The sequence below is a fragment of the Agrobacterium sp. ST15.13.013 genome (assembly GCF_027956525.1).
Lineage (GTDB): Bacteria > Pseudomonadota > Alphaproteobacteria > Rhizobiales > Rhizobiaceae > Agrobacterium > Agrobacterium salinitolerans.
In genome coordinates, this window is record NZ_JAQKGP010000003.1 from 308,212 (window position 1) to 330,471 (window position 22,260).

General features: G+C 59.4%; 22 protein-coding genes. 10 read left to right on the forward strand and 12 right to left on the reverse strand.

Going from position 1 to position 22,260, the window contains the following annotated elements:
• Window positions 1-14: 14 nt before the first annotated feature.
• From PL597_RS05145 to PL597_RS05155, 3 genes are all read left to right on the forward strand, one after another.
• A complete protein-coding gene (locus PL597_RS05145; RefSeq protein WP_173988304.1) occupies window positions 15-983 on the forward strand; it encodes a homoserine kinase in 969 nt (322 codons plus the stop codon).
• On the forward strand, window positions 980-1,420 hold the full coding sequence (rnhA, locus tag PL597_RS05150) for a ribonuclease HI (RefSeq protein WP_060723001.1): 441 nt from the start codon (window positions 980-982) through the stop codon (window positions 1,418-1,420). The genes PL597_RS05145 and rnhA overlap by 4 nt, the downstream gene beginning before the upstream one ends.
• A 135-nt stretch (window positions 1,421-1,555) precedes the next feature.
• Window positions 1,556-1,864, forward strand: a complete 309-nt coding sequence (locus PL597_RS05155) for a Dabb family protein (protein WP_077982804.1) — start codon at window positions 1,556-1,558, stop codon at window positions 1,862-1,864.
• A gap of 89 nt (window positions 1,865-1,953) precedes the next feature.
• Here PL597_RS05155 and PL597_RS05160 read toward each other — a convergent pair whose 3' ends face one another.
• The 3 genes from PL597_RS05160 to PL597_RS05170 form a co-directional block, all read right to left on the reverse strand.
• Window positions 1,954-4,365: an autotransporter domain-containing protein gene (locus PL597_RS05160; RefSeq protein ID WP_271364700.1), complete on the reverse strand. Its 2,412-nt coding sequence runs from the start codon at window positions 4,363-4,365 to the stop codon at window positions 1,954-1,956.
• 493 nt (window positions 4,366-4,858) lie between these two features.
• The gene (locus tag PL597_RS05165; protein ID WP_077982802.1) at window positions 4,859-5,344 is read right to left on the reverse strand and encodes a peroxiredoxin; all 486 of its coding nucleotides are present in this window, start codon (window positions 5,342-5,344) and stop codon (window positions 4,859-4,861) included.
• Between the two features lie 100 nt (window positions 5,345-5,444).
• Entirely contained in the window at window positions 5,445-6,296 is an 852-nt protein-coding gene (locus PL597_RS05170; protein WP_269835335.1) for a protein-disulfide reductase DsbD domain-containing protein, read from the reverse strand.
• A 161-nt stretch (window positions 6,297-6,457) separates the two neighbouring features.
• On the opposite strand from PL597_RS05170, the gene PL597_RS05175 reads away from it, so the two are divergent.
• From PL597_RS05175 to PL597_RS05185, 3 genes are all read left to right on the forward strand, one after another.
• A complete protein-coding gene (locus tag PL597_RS05175) occupies window positions 6,458-7,063 on the forward strand; it encodes a YqgE/AlgH family protein (protein WP_077983033.1) in 606 nt (201 codons plus the stop codon).
• A 106-nt stretch (window positions 7,064-7,169) separates the two neighbouring features.
• Window positions 7,170-7,361 (forward strand): CsbD family protein, encoded by a 192-nt coding sequence (locus tag PL597_RS05180; protein WP_173988309.1) that lies wholly within the window; start codon window positions 7,170-7,172, stop codon window positions 7,359-7,361.
• A 157-nt stretch (window positions 7,362-7,518) separates the two neighbouring features.
• Window positions 7,519-8,613, forward strand: coding sequence for a zinc-binding metallopeptidase family protein (locus tag PL597_RS05185; RefSeq protein ID WP_271364701.1), 1,095 nt, complete (start codon window positions 7,519-7,521; stop codon window positions 8,611-8,613).
• A gap of 144 nt (window positions 8,614-8,757) precedes the next feature.
• Here PL597_RS05185 and PL597_RS05190 read toward each other — a convergent pair whose 3' ends face one another.
• From PL597_RS05190 to thrC, 4 genes are all read right to left on the reverse strand, one after another.
• Window positions 8,758-11,673, reverse strand: a complete 2,916-nt coding sequence (locus PL597_RS05190) for a sensor domain-containing phosphodiesterase (RefSeq protein ID WP_137409890.1) — start codon at window positions 11,671-11,673, stop codon at window positions 8,758-8,760.
• Complete coding sequence (locus tag PL597_RS05195) at window positions 11,670-12,269, reverse strand: GNAT family N-acetyltransferase (RefSeq protein WP_077982798.1); 600 nt, start codon at window positions 12,267-12,269, stop codon at window positions 11,670-11,672. The genes PL597_RS05190 and PL597_RS05195 overlap by 4 nt, the downstream gene beginning before the upstream one ends.
• 93 nt (window positions 12,270-12,362) lie before the next feature.
• The gene (locus PL597_RS05200) at window positions 12,363-13,661 is read right to left on the reverse strand and encodes a M16 family metallopeptidase (RefSeq protein ID WP_077982797.1); all 1,299 of its coding nucleotides are present in this window, start codon (window positions 13,659-13,661) and stop codon (window positions 12,363-12,365) included.
• Between the two features lie 21 nt (window positions 13,662-13,682).
• Window positions 13,683-15,080 carry a threonine synthase gene (gene thrC, locus PL597_RS05205; RefSeq protein WP_271364702.1) on the reverse strand — a complete coding sequence of 466 codons (1,398 nt, stop codon included), beginning with the start codon at window positions 15,078-15,080 and terminating at the stop codon, window positions 13,683-13,685.
• A 275-nt stretch (window positions 15,081-15,355) separates the two neighbouring features.
• Here thrC and PL597_RS05210 point away from each other — a divergent pair, with 275 nt between their 5' ends.
• A complete protein-coding gene (locus PL597_RS05210; RefSeq protein WP_165691208.1) occupies window positions 15,356-15,895 on the forward strand; it encodes a PilZ domain-containing protein in 540 nt (179 codons plus the stop codon).
• A 71-nt stretch (window positions 15,896-15,966) separates the two neighbouring features.
• On the opposite strand, the gene PL597_RS05215 is transcribed toward PL597_RS05210, so the two are convergent.
• The 3 genes from PL597_RS05215 to PL597_RS05225 form a co-directional block, all read right to left on the reverse strand.
• Complete coding sequence (locus PL597_RS05215; protein ID WP_269823250.1) at window positions 15,967-16,281, reverse strand: BrnA antitoxin family protein; 315 nt, start codon at window positions 16,279-16,281, stop codon at window positions 15,967-15,969.
• Entirely contained in the window at window positions 16,260-16,538 is a 279-nt protein-coding gene (locus PL597_RS05220) for a BrnT family toxin (RefSeq protein ID WP_271364703.1), read from the reverse strand. The genes PL597_RS05215 and PL597_RS05220 overlap by 22 nt, the downstream gene beginning before the upstream one ends.
• Window positions 16,539-16,608: 70 nt before the next feature.
• Window positions 16,609-17,298, reverse strand: a complete 690-nt coding sequence (locus PL597_RS05225; RefSeq protein ID WP_271364704.1) for an HAD family hydrolase — start codon at window positions 17,296-17,298, stop codon at window positions 16,609-16,611.
• A 222-nt stretch (window positions 17,299-17,520) separates the two neighbouring features.
• Between PL597_RS05225 and PL597_RS05230 the strand changes: the two genes are divergently transcribed.
• Both PL597_RS05230 and PL597_RS05235 read left to right on the forward strand, forming a co-directional pair.
• Window positions 17,521-18,201, forward strand: coding sequence for a GntR family transcriptional regulator (locus tag PL597_RS05230; protein WP_077982793.1), 681 nt, complete (start codon window positions 17,521-17,523; stop codon window positions 18,199-18,201).
• Between the two features lie 45 nt (window positions 18,202-18,246).
• Window positions 18,247-18,720: a DUF1284 domain-containing protein gene (locus tag PL597_RS05235; protein ID WP_271364716.1), complete on the forward strand. Its 474-nt coding sequence runs from the start codon at window positions 18,247-18,249 to the stop codon at window positions 18,718-18,720.
• Window positions 18,721-18,804: 84 nt separating this feature from the next.
• Here PL597_RS05235 and PL597_RS05240 read toward each other — a convergent pair whose 3' ends face one another.
• Window positions 18,805-19,905 (reverse strand): hypothetical protein, encoded by a 1,101-nt coding sequence (locus PL597_RS05240; RefSeq protein WP_271364705.1) that lies wholly within the window; start codon window positions 19,903-19,905, stop codon window positions 18,805-18,807.
• Window positions 19,906-20,141: 236 nt separating this feature from the next.
• On the opposite strand from PL597_RS05240, the gene PL597_RS05245 reads away from it, so the two are divergent.
• Complete coding sequence (locus PL597_RS05245) at window positions 20,142-21,287, forward strand: site-specific DNA-methyltransferase (RefSeq protein ID WP_077982790.1); 1,146 nt, start codon at window positions 20,142-20,144, stop codon at window positions 21,285-21,287.
• 333 nt (window positions 21,288-21,620) lie between these two features.
• On the opposite strand, the gene PL597_RS05250 is transcribed toward PL597_RS05245, so the two are convergent.
• Window positions 21,621-22,232: an HAD family hydrolase gene (locus PL597_RS05250; RefSeq protein WP_269825985.1), complete on the reverse strand. Its 612-nt coding sequence runs from the start codon at window positions 22,230-22,232 to the stop codon at window positions 21,621-21,623.
• Window positions 22,233-22,260 lie beyond the last annotated feature (28 nt).

Genomic DNA, 22,260 nt, shown 5'->3' on the forward strand with positions numbered 1-22,260 from the left:
CAAGAGATTTGAAATTGGCAGTTTATACGGACATCACCGAAGATGATCTGAGGAATTTCCTCACGCAATATGACGTCGGCAGCCTCACCTCCTATAAGGGCATTGCCGAAGGCGTCGAAAACTCCAATTTCCTGCTGCATACCACCAAGGACCCGCTGATTCTCACGCTTTATGAAAAGCGCGTGGAGAAATCCGATTTGCCCTTCTTCCTTGGCCTCATGCAGCATCTGGCCGCCAAGGGCCTGTCCTGCCCCCTGCCGCTGCCGCGCAAGGATGGCGAGTTGCTGGGAGAATTGTCGGGCCGGCCGGCGGCGCTCATCTCCTTTCTCGAGGGCATGTGGCTGAGAAAGCCGGAAGCGAAACATTGCCGCGAAGTCGGCAAGGCGCTGGCCGCCATGCATCTGGCCGGCGAGGGGTTCGAGATCAAGCGGCCGAACGCGCTCTCCGTCGAAGGCTGGAAGGTGCTGTGGGACAAGTCCGAAGCGCGCGCCGACGAGGTGGAGAAGGGCCTGAAGGATGAGATCCGTCCTGAGATCGATTATCTCGCGGCCCATTGGCCGAAAGATTTGCCGGCTGGCGTCATCCATGCGGATCTGTTCCAGGACAATGTGTTTTTCCTCGGTGACGAACTCTCCGGCCTGATCGACTTTTATTTCGCCTGCAACGACCTGCTCGCTTATGATGTGTCGATCTGCCTCAACGCCTGGTGCTTCGAAAAGGATGGCGCTTACAACGTCACCAAAGGCAAGGCGTTGCTGGAAGGTTACCGGTCGGTGCGGCCGCTCAGCGAAGCAGAGCTGGAGGCGCTGCCGCTTCTGGCGCGCGGTTCGGCGCTGCGTTTCTTCCTCACCCGCCTTTATGACTGGCTGACGACGCCGGAGGGCGCGCTGGTGGTCAAGAAGGACCCGCTGGAATATCTGCGCAAGCTGCGGTTCCACCGTTCCATCGCCACTGTCGCCGAATATGGGCTGGCGGGCGAATGAAGCACGTCGATATTTTCACCGATGGCGCCTGCTCCGGCAATCCCGGTCCGGGCGGCTGGGGTGCGGTGCTGCGCTACGGCGAGGTAGAGAAGGAACTCTCTGGCGGCGAGGCGGAAACCACCAACAACCGCATGGAGCTGATGGCGGCGATTTCGGCGCTCAATGCGCTGAAAAGCCCCTGCGAGGTCGATCTTTATACCGACAGTGCCTATGTGAAAGATGGCATCACCAAGTGGATTTTCGGCTGGAAAAAAAAGGGCTGGAAAACCGCCGATAACAAGCCGGTCAAGAATGTCGAGCTATGGCAGGCGCTGGAGGCGGCGCAGGAACGTCACAAGGTCACCCTGCATTGGGTAAAGGGCCATGCCGGCCACCCGGAAAACGAGCGCGCCGACGAGTTGGCGCGAAAGGGCATGGAGCCCTTCAAACGCCGGTAACGCAGGCCTGCTCTATTTCGGGCCGGGTAAATCCGCGCCAGCGGCCCTTTTCTCGGGGGTTGTGAAAACCGAAACCCGACCTATCTTGTCGTCAAGGGGCGCTCCGTTAGCGCCAAACGGAGGAGAGAAATCCGGATGATCCTGCATTGTGTATTTCTACGCTTCAAGGCTGCAACGGCCTCTTCTGAGAAACAGGCGATATTCGAGGCGATTGCCGCCCTGAAGGATGTGATACCCGGCATCATCGATGTGAAATACGGCCAGAATGTCTCGCCCGAAGGCTTGAATGGCGGTTTCGTCGATGGCTTTATCGTCACCCTGGAAAGCCCCGAGGCCCGCGACGACTATCTCGCCCATCCGCAGCATCTCGAAGTGGGGGAACGTTTGGTGTCGCTGACCGATGGAGGCCTTGCCGGGCTTCTGGTGTTCGACATGAATGTCTAAAGGCAAGCGGCCCGTCAGAAAGTGATTTTCCAACCGGTGCGAACCCACAGGTCTGGATCGCCGCCCTCGCTGGTGACGTTGAGGTTCAGCTACGCTGTGCCGCCCGCCACATCGAATTCCGCGCCAATGCCGCCGCGTAACCAGAAGCGGTCGATATCTTGTCCGGAAAAGGAAAACCCCATCAGCCCGTCAATGGCGCCCGTGGTCGTTGCCGTCTTCTTTTCCAGCCGATAGACCGCCTCGGCGCGTGCCATGATGCGGATTGAGTCGCTGAGATCAGTTACCCCATCGAGACCGGCGCGAATGATGGTGGATTGCTCGCCGCTTGCATCAAAAAGCGCTGGGAACGCGCCACCGGTTTCCGCATAGGCGCCCATCTCGGCTTTGGCATAGGTCGCCCCTGCATAAGGCGTCAGCTTCCATCCGCCGATTGAGAACGCATCCAGCCAGTCGAAGCGTAGTTTCGCCGCCCAGACATTGAGATCGGTTTCGCCCCGCGAATAATCCATCGCGCCGCCATTGAGGTAGCCGCGTTCGATCGACATCCTGCCGGGTGCATAATAGCCGCCAACGGTGGCGTAGAGGCCGCCAGCGAGCGGCATGCTGATTTCGGGTGCGATGTAGAAGCCCCTGTGAATGAAGTCACCGCCGGTGTTTATATCACGCTGGTCGTAGAGGCCGCCGAAGGCGATGCGCGCGGTTGCATCACCTTCAAGCCCGATGCCATAGCCGATATCGGCAACACCGAAACCGCCAGCCGTGTCGCGACCGTCGTTGTGCCCAACATCGCTGACGATGGAAAAAGATTGCCGGCCCGGTTCCAGAAGACTGCGCATCGGCGCGCCATGAGCACCGTCAAGAACGGTATTGGCAATGTCGAGGCCAATACCGGCATTCGGCCTGGCTGCCAGCGTCCGGGCATATTGATCGAGATCGATGATACCGGAACGCGCGGGAAGGACGGAATGGCCAGTCTTGGCGGCGGAATCGGGTGGGGAAACAGAAGATGCAGAAGGTGCAGAAGGTGCAGCAGATGCAGCAGATGCAATAGATGCAGTAGATGCTGGCGCTGCCAAAGATGTCGCGGTTGTGGGAGATGTGGACGCATTGGAAGAGCCGGAGGGCTGGGCGGACGTTGACGACGTAGATGGCGTAGATGGCGTTGACGACGTAGGTGACGTAGATGACGTAGACGACGTAGACGATGGAGAGGAGGCGCCGGACGATGTCGAAGGAGTAGTCGAGGTGCCCGACCCGCCGGTGAGATTGATTCCCCGCGGTTGTCTGCCGCTACTCCCTGAATCTGTCGATGTTACCGTATCCACGTCACTCAGATTGGTGCGCGGTTCCATCGTGCCGGTGTCCGCAAGCACGATACGGGCGATGTAAGGCGTGTTGTTTTTCGTCTGGCCGACAATGATATTGCCGTCGGCACTGACGCCGGTGGCATTGTGGGTGAAATCGGCAACGACGGTGACGCCGTTGCCGCGCAGCCAGTCCTCGACGGAAACCATGCCTGTCGCCTCCGTCCAGCGGAAGCCGCGCTGCCGGCTGCCGGCCTGCGAAGCGCCGACGATGACGGAGCCGTCGGCGTTCATGGCATAGGGGCTGGAACCGCCGCGGCCGCCAATCGCGCCGAGGGGCTGCATGACGCCGGTGGTTGCGTTCCAGCGGAAGCCGCGCCATTCGTCGACGGAAATTATATCGCTTCCGAACGAAAAATCGTCCCGGGAAAATGGGAAAGACGATGAGGTATAGCCGTCGCTCATCCTGTCTTCCAATTCATCGAAAGGGGTATCAACGACGAATCGCGACTCTCCTGCGACAAGAGAACCATCGGCGCTGACGGCGACGGCACGGGCGTCGAATGAGCCAGGCAGGGTTCCCATGTCGTGTGCGACGCCGGTTGCCGCAGTCCAGCGGAAAGCATGGGTGCCGATCGCCGTATAATACTGGCCGACGATGACTGAACCGTCAGCATTGACGGCATGGGCAACGGATGAAACCGTATAAGGGGGCATGTCGAGCGCGGTCATGGCGCCTGTCGCCGCCGACCAGCGAAACGCTTTCTGCGTCTCGTTTGCCCCCGACCCGCCGACAACAACGGAACCATCGTCACTGACGTCCCTTGCGGTGGATTGGCGGTCCCCACCGAGTGCGCCGAGGTTCCACGCTCCCGTTGACGCGCTCCAGCGAAAAGCCTGGCCGCTGCTCAGGGTGCCGATAAAGACCGAACCATCGGCATTCACCTTCTCGGCGCGGCCTCGGCTTGTCCCGATCATGTCGTTGACATAGAACAGGCCGCCGCTCGCGGTATCCCAGCGGAAAGAGCGTGGTCCGCTGCTGGTACTGGAGTATCCAACCGCGATAGACCCATTGGCGCTGATGTCGCTGACCGTGAAACTTCCAGTTTCACTCAGCCGGCGCACATAGGGATAATCCTCGGGATCGCCGGCATTTGCCGTCTGGCTCCATCCGGCTGCGATCAGTATTGCGATCATACCGGAAAGATATCGCGAAAGATCGATTTCGCTGGTCGGACAGGATCGAGCCCCACTTTGTGCAAATGCCCTCCAGTGGGCAGCAAAGCGACCGCGATTTTTGCGCGCAAATATGCGTCGATGTGCAGAAAAACGATTTTTCCGGGTCAGATCGCCAAGTCTACGGCTGAAAGAAGGGGCCGATCCGGGGCGTTTCTCAGACATGGTTGCTCCGCGCCACCGGTGCTGTAATCCGTCGCATCAATACCCCTGAAGATTTTTATCTACGTGATGCGGGTGGATATTAAAGTAAGTATAATGCGCATCAGTTCAGATATATGAATATAATAAAAGCAAAATATTCTTATTAACTAAAATTCAACATGTAAATATTTGCTTTTTTCCAAGTATAATTTTCATTATTGGCACATGATTCGTCAAGGCCCGCGAAAGATAAGTTCGCGGGCCTGCTTAATATTTGATGTATGAATTTGTGTATTTAAGAATAAGCTTCTTAAAGCTGCTCGATCATTGCAGCGGCGGCCGATACAGTCGCCTGGCCGGGGTTTTCTTCGACGTTCAGCGACTTCACCACGCCGTCGTCTACGAGCATGGAATATCGCTTGGAGCGAACGCCGAGACCGCCGCCGGAAAGGTCGGCATCGAGGCCGAGCGCCTTGGTGAAGGAAGCGTCCCAGTCGGCGAGGAAGTGGATCTTGCCCTGGCCGCCCGACGCTTGCGCCCAGGCGCCCATGACGTGCCAGTCATTGACGGCGACGACGGCGATATCGTCCACGCCCTTGGAGAGAATGGCGTCGCGGTTTTCGAGATAACCCGGCAGATGGTTCAGCGAGCAGGTGGGGGTGAAAGCGCCGGGAACGGCAAAGAGTACCACCTTCTTGCCGCCAAAAAGCGCGTCAGTGGTGGTTTCCACCGGGCCATCGGCCGTCTTTTCCTTGAAGGTTGCGGAAGGCAGTTTATCGCCGATCTTGATCGTCATGTCCGTGCTCCTGTGGCCGTTCGGTTTGCGCGACTATAGAGCAGGGACATGAAATCTGTCATGCGGTTTTCAATTGAAATGTCGACTGTCGGACATCCGCTCAGGGCTTGGGAAAATTCAGTATCGTTTCCATTGCCCGGTCGCCGGATTTGACCAGGATTGGCCAGCTGTTGCCCGGCACCTGATAGGTTTTCGGCAGGCCCTTTATGTTCATGTAGAAAGAGAGCTTGCGCTTGTCGCGCACTAGGTTCTGCGGCTCGTAATAGGCAAAACCGGAAGGGCCGGCGATGAAAATCTCGGTCTCCTTGGGTGCATTTTCCGGGAGCTGCAGCTGCACACCGAGCATGGTCTTGTCGGGCGTGATGTGAAAATCAATGACCTTAAAATCGTCGGAGGCCGCTTCGGGCAGGGTCTCGCGTGCCTCTTCGAGAAGACGACGTTCCTCGCTGTCATCATCAGCAGAAGCATTGCCGCGGTTGATTGAAAATTTCGCCTCGAACGGAATACAGATATTCTGACACACGCCGATGAAGGCGGTCAGGTTGATCGTTCCGCTCGCCGCCGGGTCCGTGGCCTTCAGCTGAAAGGGCAGGCTGACCGCGTGGTCATAACCGATATCGGTGATACCGCCGTTTTCGATCAGTTTCGGGACAGGATAGGCCATCGTTGTCAAGCTGACGCCGCTTGCCGGGTCGGGCGTGATCTGCGGCGGTATGCCGGCTTCGCCCGGTTCGCGCCAATAGGTAATCCAGCCGTCCTTCGGCTCGATTTGCAGCACGCCGCGCACCACGCCGTCCGCATCCATGGCAAGGCTTGCCACGCGCATCTGGCCGCCCTCGCTTCGCGCCCAGTCGGTAATTTCGGCCCGGGCGGCTTGCGCGCCGCCGAGGAAGGCGGCGAATGCGGCCGCAATGCGAAGATGTGAAAATCGAAAGAATAGGCTGAGGCTCATGCTTCCCGTCTAACCCAACATGGCACTCCGGACCAGTTACGAATTCGTGCGGTTCATCATTTTCGGTTGATTGATCGGATACTATGTCGCATCCTATCCCTTGTCGAAGTGCGAATACCGTTTTTCGTTCAATGACGAAATGCGGTCTGCTGGAGGCACCTGTGAGCTTTTCTACCCTGATGGACAAACGCGAACGTGGCTTTCTCGATGGTCAGTTCCTCATGGCGATGCCGGGACTGGAGGACGGCAATTTTGCCCGTTCGGTGATCTATATCTGCGCCCATTCGGATGCCGGCGCCATGGGTTTCATCATCAATCGCCCGCAGCAGATCACCTTCACGGATATCCTGCTGCATCTGAAGCTGGTTGACAGCAACGATGCCATCATGCTGCCCAACCGCACCCGCGAATTTCCGATCCAGTGCGGCGGCCCGGTCGAATCCGGTCGGGGTTTCGTGCTGCATTCGGACGATTACTTAAGCGAATCGTCCATTCCGGTCAGCGATGATATTTCGCTGACGGCGACGCTCGATATCGTCCGTGCCATCTCCAACGGCCGCGGCCCGCAAAAGGCGACCATGATGCTCGGTTATGCCGGCTGGGGGCCGGGCCAGCTGGAAAACGAGATCGCCAATAATGGCTGGCTGAATTGCCCCGCTGCGGAAGAGCTGATCTTCGACCGCGGCCTGGACGATAAATACGAACGGGCGCTGGCGCTCATGGGCGTCGATCCACGTATGCTTTCCACGGATGCCGGGCACGCCTGAGCCCACTTTGTTCTCGATAGTTTTTTACTGGAACCAAATCCTGATCCCCCACGTTACTCACCCGAAAAGCCGAACAGAAAGTACGGCCTAACTAGGGAGAAGTAATATGGGTAGCACATCTGATAAGATCGCCGGTAAAGCCAATGAAGTTGCTGGCAAGGTGAAGAAGAGCGTCGGCGAAGCCACGGGCAACGATGAATTGCGTGCCAAGGGTGCCGCCCAGGAAACCAAGGGCAAGGTTCAGTCCTCCGTTGGCAAGGCGAAAGACGCTGTCAAGGGCGCCGTCGACCGCATGTAATATTGCATGAAATGATGCGCCCCTCCCACAACCGGGCGCGTGGAGCGCATGTGTTTCCGCACATGCGCTCTTGTCGTGCGTGGGCCAAGGCTGACTCGTTCGTCACGCCGGTATTTATGTCTGCCTTCCTCCTCCGACCATAGCAAGGGTGTCACCCGTGAAGCTTTTCTCCTGCGCGTCCTGCGGCCAGCCTGTTCATTTCGACAATCGCTTCTGTGTCGCCTGCGGCCATCGTCTGGCTTTTGTGCCGGAACGGCTGTCCATGGAGGCGCTCGCACCTGCGGGTGAACCGAACTGGCAGATAATTGCGGAGCCACAAAAGCTGGTGCGGTTCTGCGCCAATGAGGTGAACGATATCTGCAACTGGTCGGTGCCGGCGGAAAGCGCCAGCGCCTTTTGCCCGGCCTGTAGCCATAATCGCCTGGTGCCAGACATTGCCACGGAAGAGGGGGTCGAGCAGTGGCGCGGTCTCAGCCAGGCCCAGCGGCATCTGTTTTATTCGATCCTGAAACTTGGCCTGCCACATCCCAACCGCGATGCTGATCCCGCCGGCGGTCTCGTTTTCGACTTTCTGGTGGATGAGGTGGCGCCCGATGGCTCCATCATTCCCGCCATGACCGGTCACGACGAAGGCCTGATCGCCATCCGCGCCGCAGAAGCGGATGATGCGACGCGCGAACAGGTGCGCGCCAATATGAATGAGCCCTATCGCACCATGCTCGGCCATTTCCGTCACGAGGTCGGGCATTTCATCTGGAACAAGCTGGTGCGCGACGCAAACCGGCTGGAAGCCTGCCGCGCAGTTTTCGGTGACGACCGCGAGGATTACGCCGCCGCCCTGCAACGCAATTACGAACAGGGACCGCGTCCCGACTGGCGGGAGAATTTCATCAGCTCCTATGCCTCGGTCCATCCGTGGGAAGATTTCGCCGAATGTTTTGCCCATTATCTGCATATCGTCGATACGCTGGAGACCGCACGCGCCTTCGGTGTGGCGATAGACCCCGACGGACACGAGGAAATGGCGGCGGAGGTCACCTTCGATCCCTACAATGCCCGCAATGCCTCGCAGCTAGTCAAGGCCTGGATACCGCTCAGCGTTGCCATCAATTCCATCCAGCGCAGCATGGGGGAGGCGGACCTCTATCCCTTCGTGCTGACACCGCCTGTGGTGGCGAAGATGGAGTTCGTTCATGACCTGCTGCACGGGAACGTGGCGGTTGATGCGCCGCAGATGGCGATGGGTCAGTGACCGTTTGGCGTGAGATCCAAGACTTTTGAAGAGAAGGAATAATCTCTCCAATGGTCATTTTAGGATGCGTGATTAGATCCTCGGGACGAGCCCGAGGATGACGTCGCACTCGTCCAGGGTAGACACATCACCGCCCCCCTTCGCTCAGGAAGCCCGCTTCGTCGGCTGGAACCGCTCGCGCAGCAACTTCAGCGCCGCATCGCCCGAAACCGGGGTGCCGAACAGGAAGCTCTGGCCGAAATGACAGTTCATGCGTGCCAGTTCGGCCGCATCTTCAGGTGTTTCGATGCCTTCCGCCACGACCTGCATGTCGAGCGCCCGCGCCATGGCGATGACGGAGCGCAAGAGAACGTTGCGCTTGTCGCTGGTATTGGCGACCAGCGCCTTGTCGAGCTTGATCGTGTCGAAGGGGAAGCGGGTGAGATAGGCGAGCGACGAATAGCCGGTGCCGAAATCGTCCATGGCGAGGCTGATGCCCGTTTCCTTGAGCTTGGAGAGCACCAACCGCGCCTGCTCCGGGTTCTCCATCACGACGGATTCGGTCAGTTCCAGCTTCAGCTGTTGCGGATTGCAGCGCGTGCGGGTCAGCATGCCGCGGACGTCGTTATAGAGTTCGTTGTTCAGCAACTGCGCACTGGAAATATTGACGGAAATGAAGATCGGCATCTTGTCGATGGCATGCTGCCAGTCCATCAGGTCGGTCGCGGCGCGCTCCAGCGCAAACATGCCGAGCGGTTCGATCAGTCCGGACGCCTCGGCAATCGGAATGAACTCGCTTGGCGGAATATTGCCGCGCTTGGGATGCTCCCAGCGCATCAACGCCTCGAAACCGGCCAGTTCGCCATCGTCAAGCTTGACGATCGGCTGATAGGCGAGCGACAGTTCCTTGCGTTCAATAGCCCGGCGAAGGTCGCTTTCCATCTGCAGGCGGTCGGTGCCGGACGTGCGGAAAGCGGGGCGGAACGGCTCGACGCGGTTGCCGCCGGCGCGCTTGGCGCGATACATGGCGAGTTCCGCATCGCTGAGCAATCCGGCCGCACTTTCCTGCTGGTCGATCCACGAGACGAGACCGATGGAGGCGGTGAGGATGATTTCGCGGTTGGCGAAGTTGATCGGCACCATGATCGCCTTGTTCACCGCATCGGCAAAATCCGCGACACGCTGCGGATCACGCTCCGAGGTCAGGATCAGGCCGAATTCATCGCCGCCGAGACGCGCCAGCGTATCCTGCGGTTTCAGCAGGCGGCGCAAGCGCCGGGTGAGCGCGATGAGGATATTGTCACCGGCGGCGATGCCCAGCGTATCGTTGACCAGCTTGTAGCGGTCGATATCGATCGCCATCACGGTCGGGCGCACGCCCTCGCTATCGGGGGAGAGGTTGAGGATAGATTGCAGCCGGTCGAGAAAGACCTGCCGGTTCGGAAGCCCGGTCAGATTGTCGTTCATCGCATCCTGCAACAGCCGCTCGACCGAGTTCTTCTGCTCGGTAATGTCGGTAATGGTGCCGACGCAGCGGATGATCTCGCCGTTGGAGCCAAGAACCGGACGGGCGCGGATTTGCAGCCAGTGGAAATGCCCGTCTTCGGCGCGAATGCGGAATTCGTGGTTCAGACGGCCCTTGCGATGGTCGAGCAGCACGTCGAGCGTCGCCTTGAACCGGTCGCGGTCATCAGGGTGCAGACGCGGCAGCCAGTTGCGCGCGGCACCGTGCATGGTGCCCGGCTCCAGCCCAAGCCGGTTGGAAATGTCAGGTGTAGTGACGATGCGGTCGCGCGTCACATCCCAGTCCCAGACCGTGTCGCCGCTGCCCGTCAGCGCCAGTGACTGGCGTTCGAGATCGGAGAACAGCCCCTGCTGATAGGCGCTGCCGGCAAAGGCGTGCTGAATGACGGTGAAGCCGATGAGAAGCACGATCAGCACCAGCCCGCCGCCAAGCGCCGGCTGCACGATGTCATTGTCGAGCTGCCCGGTCACCGTCAGCCAGCTGCCGAACAGCCAGACGAGGATCAACGCCCAGGATGGAACGAGCAGGATCGCCCGATCATATTTGTTGAAGCCGAGATAGATGATGAGCGCGATGCCCGCAGTTGCCGTCAGCGCGAAGGAAACGCGCGCAATACCCGACGCAACCGATGGATCGTAGATCGCCACGCCGAACAGCAGCGCCAGTCCCACCACCCAGGCAAAGGTCGCATAACCCAGATGCGCGTGCCATCGGTTGAGGTTGAGGTAGGTAAAGAGGAAGACGACGAAGCTGGAGGCGAGCGCCACTTCGGCGCCCGCCCTCCATATTCGCTGATCGCTTGAGGTGACCGTGATGAGCTTTTCGAGAAAGCCGAAATCGACGCAGATATAGGCCAGAACCGCCCAGGCGAGCGCTGCCGAGGCTGGCAGAACCGAAGTACCCTTGACCACGAACAGGATGGTCAGAAGCACGGCCAGTAGACCGGCGATGCCGAGCACGATGCCGCGATAGAGCGTAAACGCGTTGATCGTGTCCTTGTAGGCTTCCGGTTCCCAAAGATAAATCTGCGGCAACTGCGGCGTCGAAAGCTCGGCGACGAAGGTGATGACGGAGCCGGGATTGAGCGTGATGCGGAACACGTCGGCATCCGGGCTGGGCTGCCGGTCGAGCGCAAAGCCCTCGCTCGGCGTGATCGCGATGATGCGCTGCGAGCCGAGATCGGGCCAGAACAGCTTGGAATTGACAAGGCGGAAATGCGGCGCGACGATCACGCGCTCCAGCTGCTCTTCGGAGACATTGGCAAGCGCAAAGACCGCCCAGTCACCCTGATGGTCTTCGGAGCTGGCGCGCACTTCGATACGGCGGCGGATACCGTCAGGGCCGGGTGCGGTCGAGACCTGAAAGGCTTCGCCCTGATTGGCATAGATATCGGTCGTTGCGGTAAGATCGAGCGCCGTGTCGTCACGGGAAATCTTCACCGGTTCGAAGGCGTAGGAATAGGAAGAGAAAAGCAGGAAAAGCAGGAAAATCGGCGCAGCCAGCACGATTGCCGCCAGACGTTTCGCAAGGCGAGGCGCAGTGTGATTGTAGGTCATGTATCGTACTTCGTTCCGCCGGAGCTTTGCTTGTCGGCAAGAAGGGAAAACATCATATGATCCCGCCATTGGCCATTGATTTTCAGATATTCCCGCAAGAGGCCTTCCCGCTGGAACCCGGCGTTTTCGAGAAGCCGGATGCTTTTGAAGTTTTCCGGAATACAGGCTGCCTCGATACGGTGCAACTGAAGTCCGTTAAAGATGTATGGTATTACCAATTTTAATGCGGCAGACATATGGCCTTGGGCGGCGTGCCGCTCGCCGATCCAGTATCCGATCATGCAGCTTTGCGCCGCACCCCGGCGGATGTAACCGATGGTGATGCCGCCGACGAGCAGCGTCTCTTTCTCGAACAGCAAAAAGGAAACGGCGGTGCCGGAGGAAAATTCCTGGCCGTTGCGCACCACGCGCGTGCGGAAAGCGCTTTCCGTCAGCTCGTCCGGCCGCCAGGTCGGCTCCCATGGCTGCAGAAAGTGGCGGCTTTCCGAGCGCAGCACATGCCACTGCTTGAAATCGCCATAACGCGGCAGTCTGAGAAGGTGATTGGCGCTGCGCAGTTCGGGCGTGTCGCTATGTCGGGAAAGAAAACGCAGCATTCACGATCCCTGTTCGGCAGATTTCGCCACCCGCGGGCGGGGTGGCGAATGATGTGAGCGGTCTCCGCCTTTAAGTCCCGCTCTCATAGTGGTTTATCCGTTCGCCTTTATCCTTGCAGGCTGCTGCGCGGAAAGCGCGGCAGTCATGTCTGAGAGAGGCGGCAGATGTTCGAGCGGACCAATGGCGGAGAGTGTCGGTACTGTCTCGAAAAACAGCCGTCCTGCAAGATCGGTCAGGCGTTCACGGGTAATGTCCTCCAGGCGCGTCATCATCTCCTCATTGGGGATGGGGCGGCCATAAAGCATCATCTGCCGGGCAATCTGGCCGGCGCGGGCTGCCGGGCTTTCCTGTCCCATCAGCAACTGTGCCCGAATCTGCGCGCGGGCACGGTTGATTTCGTCCTGATGGATGATCTCCGACGACTTGCGCAATTCGTCGATGATGACGGGCATCAGTTCCGGCAGGTCGTTGCCTCCGGTCGCCGCATGAACGCCGAAGACACCGGTATCGGAAAATCCCCAATGGAAGGCGTAAACGGAGTAACACAGGCCACGGGACTCGCGCACTTCCTGGAACAGGCGCGATGACATGCCGCCGCCGAGAATATTGGCGAGGATTTGCGAACAGTAGAAGTCGCGGGCGTGATAGGCCTTGCCCTCGAAACCCAGCAGCACCTGCGCATCCATGAGATCGCGCGTCTCGCGGATTTCGCCGCCGGTATAGATCGCCTTTTCCATGACAGGCGTTGCCGCTGGCACGAGCGGCAGCGAGGCGAAACGCTCTTCGACCTGCTTCACGAAGCTTTCGTGATCGACTGCGCCGGCCGCCACGACGAAGATGCGGTCCGTCGTGTAGTTGCGGGCGAGATAGTGCCTGATCTGGCCGGTGGTGAAGGATTGGACGGTGTCCGGCGTGCCGAGGATCGGGCGGCCGATGGTCTGGTCGCGATAGGCGATACCGGAGAAATTGTCGAAGATCACGTCGTCGGGCGTATCGGTGGCGGCACCGATTTCCTGCAGAATGACGTTTTTTTCCCGCTCCAACTCGTCTTCGTCGAACAGCGATTCCGTCAGAATGTCGGCAAGGATATCGACGGCGAGGGGGACGTGGTCTTTCAGGACGCGGGCGTAGTAGGAGGTCGTTTCCGTCGATGTCGCGGCGTTGACTTCGCCGCCGACATTTTCGATCTCTTCGGCGATCTGCCGGGCGGTGCGGCGGGCGGTGCCCTTGAACGCCATATGTTCGAGAAGATGGGCGATGCCGTGTTCGGCAGTCGTCTCGTTGCGGGACCCGGATTTGATCCACACCCCAAGAGCAACGCTTTCGAGATGTGGCATTCTTTCCGTAACAACGGTCAACCCGGACGAAAGCCGGGTCACATTAACTTTCATACTCAACGTCTTTCCGCGTCTCTATTTGCCGGCGCGTGCATGTTGGCCGATGAAGGTTTCCACGGCTTTCAGCTCTGCGTCCAGAATGTCGAAACGCTCCTCCCGGTTCATAATATCGGCTAGCCATACTGGAAGCGCAGGCTCGATTGCGCAAGCGGATTTTACAGCGGCCGGGAATTTTGCCGGGTGGGCGGTAGACAGAACCACCATCGGGCTTCCCGCTTTTTCGTGCTTTTCGGCCACGAAAACGCCTGTCGCCGTATGCGGATCGATCAGGTAGCCGGTCTTTGCAAGCGTGTCGCGAATGGTCGCCGCCACCTGCTTTTCGGTCGCGCGGCCGGCGCGGAAATCCTTTTTGATGAACTTCAGCGCATGCGGCGGAATTTCAAAGGCTCCCGACTGCTTAAGGCCGTCCATCGACGCCTTTACCGCAGCGGAATCACGGCCGTAGGCTTCAAACAGCAGACGCTCGAAGTTGGACGAAATCTGGATGTCCATGGAGGGCGAGGTGGTCGGCTTGACGCCGCGCATCTCGTATCGGCCGGTCTTCAGCGTGCGCGCCAGAATATCGTTGTCATTGGTGGCGATGACAAGCTTGTCGATCGGCAGACCCATCTTCTTGGCGACGTAACCGGCGAAGATATCGCCGAAATTGCCTGTTGGAACCGTGAAGGAAATCTTCCGGTCGGGACCGCCGAGCGAGAGAGACGCGGTGAAATAATAGACCACCTGCGCCATGATGCGCGCCCAGTTGATGGAGTTGACGCCGGAAAGCTTCACGCCGTCGCGGAACTTCACGTCGTTGAACATCTCCTTCACCAGCGTCTGGCAATCGTCGAAATTGCCGTTGATCGCCAGCGCGTGCACGTTCGACGCGGTCGACGTGGTCATCTGGCGCTGCTGCACCGGAGAGACCTTGCCATTGGGGAAAAGGATGAAGATATCGGTGCGCTCGCGCCCGGCAAAGGCGTCGATCGCCGCACCGCCCGTGTCGCCCGAGGTGGCGCCGACGATGGTGGCGCGCTCGCCGCGCTCAGCCAGCGTGTAATCCATCAGACGGGCAAGAAGCTGCATCGCCACATCCTTGAAGGCGAGCGTGGTGCCGTGGAAAAGCTCCAGCACGAAGGTGTTCGGCCCGGTCTGCGTCAGGGGTGCTACGGCCGGATGGCGGAACGTCGCATAGGCGTCGGCGATCATTGCCTTGAACTTGTCGGCCGGAATTTCGCCGCCGGTGAAACGGTAGAGAACCTCGAAGGCGACGTCCTGATAGGATTTTCCGCGCAGGTTGCGGATTTCCTTTTTCGACATGGAGGGCCATTCGCGCGGCACGTAAAGCCCGCCATCACGGCCAAGGCCTGCCAGCAGCGCGTCGCAGAAACCAAGCGAAGGGGCCGCACCCCTGGTCGATACATATTTCACGAGATAGTCCCTTGTCGTTTACCGGTCTGTCCGTGCCGTTGCCGGCTCTTTATCAGCAGCATCCCGCCGGAATGAGGCGATTGGCGAGGTAATGAAGGGCTTTTTTGAAAATTCAAGCAAAACCGAACATGCCAATCGATTTTTTCCGGCGTCGCTGCTATAGACCATCGCCAACCTGCGTGAAAGGTCAATAAACAGCGTCTCCGGTTCGGTTCCGGGACAATGGAGAGGGAATTAGAAGAGTGTCAGGGAATTTCTTGCGTTTGTCCGCCGCGATGTCGCTTCTGGCCGTCGTTGCAGGATGCAATTCATCCAACCCGTCGGACTCGCTTGCCGTCAATCCTCCAGCCGCGCAGGCCAATGCCGTGACCCCGGTTGTGCAGGCAAACTGCCCGACGGTGACGGTTCTCGACGCCAATGCCGTCCATCGCGTTTACGCCGGTGGCGCCAAGGACGATCCGCAGAAACTCGCCTATCAGGTCTCGCTGTCAGACACGACACGCTCCTGCACCGCCAATGAATCGACACTGACTGTGAACGTCTTGGCGCAGGGCCGCCTCGTTCCCGGCCCGATGGGCAAGCCCGGCCGCGTGACCGTGCCGATCCGCGTGACGGTGAAGGACGGCGACGGCGAGATTTTCGGCGAAACGACCAACTTCGCCATCGATCTCCCCGCAGGCGGTGCTGGCACGCAGTTCATCTTCAACAACGACCACGTCGCCATCCCCAACGGACCGGGCGGCGCGCCGCGGTCTGTCAGCGTCTATATCGGATTTGCCGAGCAGGGTGCGAAGGCCAAGACCAAACGCCGGTGATTTGACGGGCTAGATGTGAAAAACCGGGGCTGCTTTTGCGGGCTCCGGTTTCTTTTTGAATGGCAACGAATTTAAATGCCTGCTGCCTTTCGCAAGGCCTCGTTGATGCGGCTCTGCCATCCTTTGCCACCTTCGCGAAAACGCTCCACCACGTCTTCATCGAGGCGTAACGTCACCTGTTTCTTCGGCTTATCCACCGGCGGGCGGCCACGCGTCTTTCTATATTTATCAATTGCTTCGAAGAAAGCAGGAGGCAAAACGTCTCGGGCGGGGCGTGCATTTGCCAGTTCCTGATCCGTCATTTCCGGGAAGTCGACGGCGTCCCAGTCCGCTTCGGTATAGCCGCGTCCGGGTTTGAATTCTTTTAGTTTTGCAACTTTGGCCATGGCAACCTCCTTCTTTCCCTGGAACTCGCCCGTCGGAAGCTGATGATGGATATTGCTTCTGTCCCGACAGTCGCAAAAACAACGGCCATAGTCCCGTCCCGGAAATATCCGATCGCTTTGAAGCGCGAACTTCCCGGTTCGGTCAGGCTTTCCTCGATGATGGCATTCTCCCAATCAAACCCATCGATATCTTCAAAATCGAAGCCGTGCTTCTCGATATTGGCGAGCCGCTTGTGCTCATCCCATATGATTTTCATGAATTAATGTAGCTACATTTATTAAAATATCAATGCTGCCACTCAGATCACGAAAGAAGCCCCTTCACAACTAAAAAGCGCCTTCCCACTCCGCCATCGCCGCAATCACGGCCGGCAGGTCCTGCATGCGCGAAATCACCGTTTCCGCACCCGCATCCGTCAGCCGGTCGGCGTGGCTCGGATAGGTGTGGGATGCGCCGGTAAAGCCGATGACGCGCATGCCGGCGGCCTTAGCGCCGTGGATGCCGTGCACGGAATCCTCGACCACGACGACCTGATCGGGAGAAACGCCGAATTGCGCCGCACCGTGCAGGAAGATGTCAGGCTTGGGCTTCACGCGGTCGGCCCCAAGGTCCTTGGCGGAATAGATATGCGGCGCGAAATAGGGCTTCAGACCCACCTTCGTCAGCATCATGTCGAGGCGGTGGCTCGATGAGTTCGAGCAGATGCAGCGCGGCGTCGTCAGGCGCGATAGCGCGAACTTCACACCGTCGATGATCTTCACGTCGCGTTCCAGCCGCATGTCGAGCAGCTTTTCCGACTTGTCGAGCAGCGATGCCGACAGCGGAATGCTGGCTTCGCTTTCCACCTGCAGGAGAATATTCTTCCAGGTCATGCCGGCGAAACGCTCGCCCATTTCCTCGACGGAGATCGGATATCCGGCTTCGGTCAGGAGACGCGATTCCACCTGCGCCGCGATGATTTCGGAATCGACCAGAACGCCGTCACAGTCGAAAATAATGAGGTCGAAGCCGCTCATGGGCGCTCCCTGTATCGGATTTGGCTGGAAGAAGATGATGCCGGGCTTTTAGACCATGTCCGCGCCAAGCTCAACCGGCTCGCCCGCAGAGGTCGGTCCCATCAGGCTCATAGCTCGGTCGGCCTGTGTAAGCGACTGCGTCGCCTCGAATATTTGGTTTGGCGTTCCTCTTTCGCGCAAAAACCGCTACACACGGTCGCGCCATATGCGTTATGGGATGTTATGCCCAAGACAGTGAAGAATACGCCTGAAGACACCATTGCCGCGCGCATCAGCCGCACGCTTGCCGAGCGTATCGTTCGCGGTGAGCTGTCACCGGGCGAAAGGTTGCGGCAGGACCACATTGCCGCCGAATTCGGCGCCTCGCATGTGCCGGTGCGCGAGGCATTCCGGCGGCTGGAAGCGCAGGGACTGGCGGCCAGCATTCCGCGCCGGGGTGTCCGGGTGGCGGATTTCGGCCTTGACGATGTGCGCGAGGTGGCGGAAATGCGCGCCGCCCTTGAAGTTCTGGCGCTTCGCCACGCCATTCCCAACATGACTTCAGCCATTCTCGACCAGGCGGAGGCCGCAACGCTCGAAGGCGACAGCGCCGTCGATGTGCAGCATTGGGAGGAGGCCAATCGTCGTTTCCATCGCCTCATCACCGCGCCCTGCAACATGCCACGTTTGATGGAGGCGATCGACGGATTGCATGCGGCGAGCGCCCGCTTCCTGTTTTCCGCTTGGCGCGCCGGCTGGGAGCGTCGTACCGATACCGATCACCGCGCGATCATCGACGCGCTGCGCGGCGGCCGCGCCGAAGAGGCGGTGCGTATCCTCGACGGGCATGTGCAATGGATCGGCCGCAAGGCGATCCGCACCTCGTCCGGCTCGGTGCGCGACGCCTTCGCCATCGTCGGATAGGACGGGCCCGTGACCGTCCGTCTCCGCCCCCACCATCTTCTCTGTATGCTGACCTATGTGGGCAAGGGATATACGTCCGGCTTCGTCGAGAATTATGACCGTGTCGCCGCCCGGCTGAATGCGGGCGAGGATATCGAACTGGTGGAAGGGGCGGACGATATCTGCGAAGGTCTGCTCTGCGAAAGCCACGCCCACTGTTTCAACGACGGTATTGTGCAGCGGGACGAGACGGCCCGTCTGTCGGTGTCGGCGCTTCTGGGCGAAACATTGATCGCCGGTAAAAGGCTGCGGGTGACGCCGGATTTTCTGGCAAAGATGCGCGCGGCTTTTGCCGCGGGAGACATCCGGCAGGCCTGTCGCGGCTGCCAGTGGACCAGGCTGTGCGACCGCATCGCGGCCTCAGGATTTGCCGGCGTGAAAATCGGCGCGCCGTTGCAGGTGGTGCCGAAGGATGCGGCGCGTCTTTCCAGCCATCCGATGCTCAGGCCCAAATATGGGCCGTCCGGCCGGAAATCGTGATGTTCTAAATTCCGCCGGCCCTCATCCCTGTGCTTGTCACAGGGATGAGGTGAGAGAGAGCAGGGAACAACCGCCCCGCCGCAATTACTCCGCCACCGTCGTCTCGGTCCGCTCCGCCGCCTTGACCGTCGCCGTGATCTCCTTCGGGTCGCGACCGGATTTCTTGTCGTAGCTTACCTTCACCGAATAATCGCCCGGATGCAGGGTTTCCTGATGTTTCGTGCCGTAACGACCGGAAATCTCCTTCTGCGTGCCCTGAAGATCCTTGGTCGTTTCGACGATATCGATCCGTTCAGCACCAGGGGCGGTGATGGCGAGAACGCCCGCATCGAGATTGACGGTGATTTCCGTGCGTTGTCCGGCAGTCATGGTGAAGGGCTGTTCCACCGTCACCTTGCCGAGACGGGCGCGCATGACGAAATCCCCGGCCGGCATTTCCATCATCTTGCCGGTGCCGTAAGTGCCGTTGATGGTCTGGCGCGTGCCATCGAGTGTTTCCTTGGCCGACATGGCCTCGAAGCGGATATCATCCGTTTCGACGGCCCTGCCGCCTTCCGCATAAACCGCCTTGGCAACGACAACGCCGCTTGGAATCACCAGCTCGTGGCTGATCTTATCGCCGGCCTTGATGGCAAGCGTCTCCTCAGCCCGCGCCGGGCCGATGCTGCCGGTGAGGGTGATTTCGCCGGCCGGCACGAAGACAGTATTCTGCCCATAGACACTGTCCTTGAAGTCGCCCTTGGTGATTTCGGTTTTCGCCTGCGTCTCCACATCGCCGCCGGCGCTGCGCTTCGGCACGACGGTTAATTCGGCCGCATCGAAATTTACTTTCGGCCTCGCGACGCTTCCGTCCTTGACCTCGAACGACACTTCGCGGGTCACATTGCCGAGCGCCGCGACACCGACATATTTGCCCGCCGGCAGTTTCGCCTCGAAGGTGGCGTCATAGGACCCGCCGGCATTGTCGTCGGTGCGGCCGCCGGAGCGGTCTGCCTTGTAGAAATCCCAACGCACCCTGTCGCTGTTGCCGAGCGAGGGGCCGCCATCGAACAGGACCGCATCGGTGACGACGTTATATTGCGGGGCCGGTTGCTGCGCCTGCGAGGCCGCCGGCAGCGCCGTTGCGAAAAGTGCAGCGCAGGCGACACTCATGGAAAAAGAAGCCATTTTCATCACGGACCCCATTGCGGATTACCCCCTGCCATCATGGCTCCTCCCGCCGCGCCGATATGCGGGGACAGGAGAACCCATTGTGCACAACGTTTTTGCCCGGCTTCGGGTTCCCCGCCGGCCGCCGCAAATCGCGCCTGCGTGCCGCGACAGCGATTTATTTCGCATTTTCCGTGACTTGTTCAGGCTTTGATAACCATCTTCGGTAACCATAAGCATCAGTAGAGAGTAAGCGTATGGAGCGAGTACCAATGGCAGCAGTTTTTCCGCTGGCCGATTTTCGGCGTGCCGGTTTTGATCGTGCGGGTGAGAGTGACGCCTGGAAAGACAGCATCATCAAAGGTGATTGTGTCGCTGCCTTGGATGCCCTACCGAGCCAGTCGGTGGATGCGATTTTCGCCGATCCGCCCTATAATCTGCAGCTTGGCGGCACGCTGCACCGTCCCGACCAGTCGCTGGTCGACGCCGTCGATGACGAATGGGACCAGTTCGCCTCCTTCGAGGCCTATGACGCCTTCACCCGCGCCTGGCTGCTCGCCTGCCGCCGTGTGCTGAAGCCCAATGGCACCATCTGGGTCATCGGCTCCTATCACAATATTTTCCGCGTTGGCGCCATGCTCCAGAACCTCGATTTCTGGATCCTCAACGATATCGTCTGGCGCAAGACCAACCCCATGCCCAATTTCAAGGGCCGCCGTTTCCAGAACGCCCATGAGACGATGATCTGGGCGAGCCGCGATCCGAAAGCCAAGAGCTATACCTTTAATTACGATGCGCTGAAGGCTTCCAACGACGATGTGCAGATGCGCTCGGACTGGCTGTTCCCGATCTGCAGCGGCAATGAGCGGCTGAAGGGCGAGGACGGCAAGAAGGTGCATCCCACCCAGAAGCCGGAAGCTTTGCTGGCGCGCATCATCATGGCGTCCACCAAGCCGGGCGATGTCGTGCTCGATCCGTTCTTCGGCTCCGGCACCACGGGTGCTGTTGCAAAACGTCTCGGCCGTCACTTTGTCGGCATTGAGCGCGAGCAGGATTATATCGACGCGGCGTCCGCCCGCATCGCCGCCGTCGAGCCGCTCGGCAAGGCGGAACTGACCGTCATGACCGGCAAGAAGGCCGAGCCCCGCGTTGCCTTCAACACCTTGCTGGAAAGCGGCCTCGTCCGCCCCGGCCAGGTGCTGACGGATGCGAAGCGCCGTTATAGCGCCATTATTCGTGCGGATGGTACGCTTGCATCCGCCGGAACCGCCGGCTCCATCCACCGCCTCGGCGCGAAGGTGCAGGGTCTCGACGCATGCAACGGATGGACGTTCTGGCACTTCGAAGACGGCGACGACCTGAAGCCGATCGACGATCTCAGAGCCATCATCCGCAGTGAAATGGCAAAGGCCGAATAGTCGAAAGCCCAAAAGGCTGAAGACGGACGATCCACCGCCCGCCCTTGCCAGCATACGTCTCCGTCCGGTTTAGTACCTTCAGTCCCGGATGGAGAACGACCAACGCCCGGCACCTCGGTGTCGGGCGTTGGTATTTTCGAATATATTATTTTAGTCAGGCAAGTTTCGCGCAAGAGACGAACAATACTGTCTCAAATCAGAGCAATGGTTGTGAAAATCCGATCCGGAAAGCTCACAAAAACATTGCGTCCGATGCCGCTTGCGGCAGGACTGGCGCAGGCCGGAGACCGCCATTTCCGCCTGCGCCAATTTCTTTTCCTGATCTGTGGATGATTAAACTTCCACCCCAAAAGCATGCAAATCCTGCTTCAGTTTCTCGGCGCCGGTAAAATGAACCGCCTGCCAGCCGGCTTCTTTTGCGCCTTCGACATTTGCGAGCGTATCGTCAATGAAGATGCTAGCGGCGGGGTTAAGGCCGAATTCCCTGGCGTGCAGCTCATAGATCGCCACGTCAGGCTTCAGCAGCTTCACATCGCCAGAGACGGTGACGCCGCGCGGCAAGGTGAGGAAGGGAAACATCTTCTGCGCCTCGCGAAAAGTGTCGGAGGCGAAGTTGGTGAGCATCGTCACGTCATGGCCGCTGTTGATCAGCCCGACCATGATTGCGACGCTGTCGTCGTAGGAATGCGAGACCATCTCATGCCAGAACTTGCGGAAGGAGCGGATGTGCTCTTCCCGGTCCGGGAATTTCTCAACCAACAAGGCCTCGGCGTCCTCCCAGCGGCGGCCGCGATCCTGCTCGAGGTTCCAGTCATGGGTGCAGACATTGTCGAAGAACCATTGGCGCTCGTCGGCATCGGGGATGAGGCGGCTATAGGGAATATGCGGATCGTAGTGGATCAGCACCTTGCCGATGTCGAATACGATATGCTCAATCTTGGTCATCGAAATTTCCTGCTTTCATCGGACATTA

What these genes read in the sequence shown, in the direction of transcription:
- rnhA (WP_060723001.1), top strand. Translation starts at nt 980, where the DNA reads ATGAAGCACGTCGATATTTTCACCGATGGCGCCTGCTCCGGCAATCCC.
- PL597_RS05155 (WP_077982804.1), top strand. Translation starts at nt 1,556, where the DNA reads ATGATCCTGCATTGTGTATTTCTACGCTTCAAGGCTGCAACGGCCTCT.
- PL597_RS05160 (WP_271364700.1), bottom strand. Translation starts at nt 4,365, where the DNA reads ATGATCGCAATACTGATCGCAGCCGGATGGAGCCAGACGGCAAATGCC.
- PL597_RS05165 (WP_077982802.1), bottom strand. Translation starts at nt 5,344, where the DNA reads ATGACGATCAAGATCGGCGATAAACTGCCTTCCGCAACCTTCAAGGAA.
- PL597_RS05170 (WP_269835335.1), bottom strand. Translation starts at nt 6,296, where the DNA reads ATGAGCCTCAGCCTATTCTTTCGATTTTCACATCTTCGCATTGCGGCC.
- PL597_RS05180 (WP_173988309.1), top strand. Translation starts at nt 7,170, where the DNA reads ATGGGTAGCACATCTGATAAGATCGCCGGTAAAGCCAATGAAGTTGCT.
- PL597_RS05190 (WP_137409890.1), bottom strand. Translation starts at nt 11,673, where the DNA reads ATGACCTACAATCACACTGCGCCTCGCCTTGCGAAACGTCTGGCGGCA.
- PL597_RS05195 (WP_077982798.1), bottom strand. Translation starts at nt 12,269, where the DNA reads ATGCTGCGTTTTCTTTCCCGACATAGCGACACGCCCGAACTGCGCAGC.
- PL597_RS05200 (WP_077982797.1), bottom strand. Translation starts at nt 13,661, where the DNA reads ATGAAAGTTAATGTGACCCGGCTTTCGTCCGGGTTGACCGTTGTTACG.
- PL597_RS05210 (WP_165691208.1), top strand. Translation starts at nt 15,356, where the DNA reads ATGTCGCTTCTGGCCGTCGTTGCAGGATGCAATTCATCCAACCCGTCG.
- PL597_RS05215 (WP_269823250.1), bottom strand. Translation starts at nt 16,281, where the DNA reads ATGGCCAAAGTTGCAAAACTAAAAGAATTCAAACCCGGACGCGGCTAT.
- PL597_RS05220 (WP_271364703.1), bottom strand. Translation starts at nt 16,538, where the DNA reads ATGAAAATCATATGGGATGAGCACAAGCGGCTCGCCAATATCGAGAAG.
- PL597_RS05225 (WP_271364704.1), bottom strand. Translation starts at nt 17,298, where the DNA reads ATGAGCGGCTTCGACCTCATTATTTTCGACTGTGACGGCGTTCTGGTC.
- PL597_RS05230 (WP_077982793.1), top strand. Translation starts at nt 17,521, where the DNA reads ATGCCCAAGACAGTGAAGAATACGCCTGAAGACACCATTGCCGCGCGC.
- PL597_RS05235 (WP_271364716.1), top strand. Translation starts at nt 18,247, where the DNA reads ATGCTGACCTATGTGGGCAAGGGATATACGTCCGGCTTCGTCGAGAAT.
- PL597_RS05240 (WP_271364705.1), bottom strand. Translation starts at nt 19,905, where the DNA reads ATGGGGTCCGTGATGAAAATGGCTTCTTTTTCCATGAGTGTCGCCTGC.
- PL597_RS05245 (WP_077982790.1), top strand. Translation starts at nt 20,142, where the DNA reads ATGGCAGCAGTTTTTCCGCTGGCCGATTTTCGGCGTGCCGGTTTTGAT.
- PL597_RS05250 (WP_269825985.1), bottom strand. Translation starts at nt 22,232, where the DNA reads ATGACCAAGATTGAGCATATCGTATTCGACATCGGCAAGGTGCTGATC.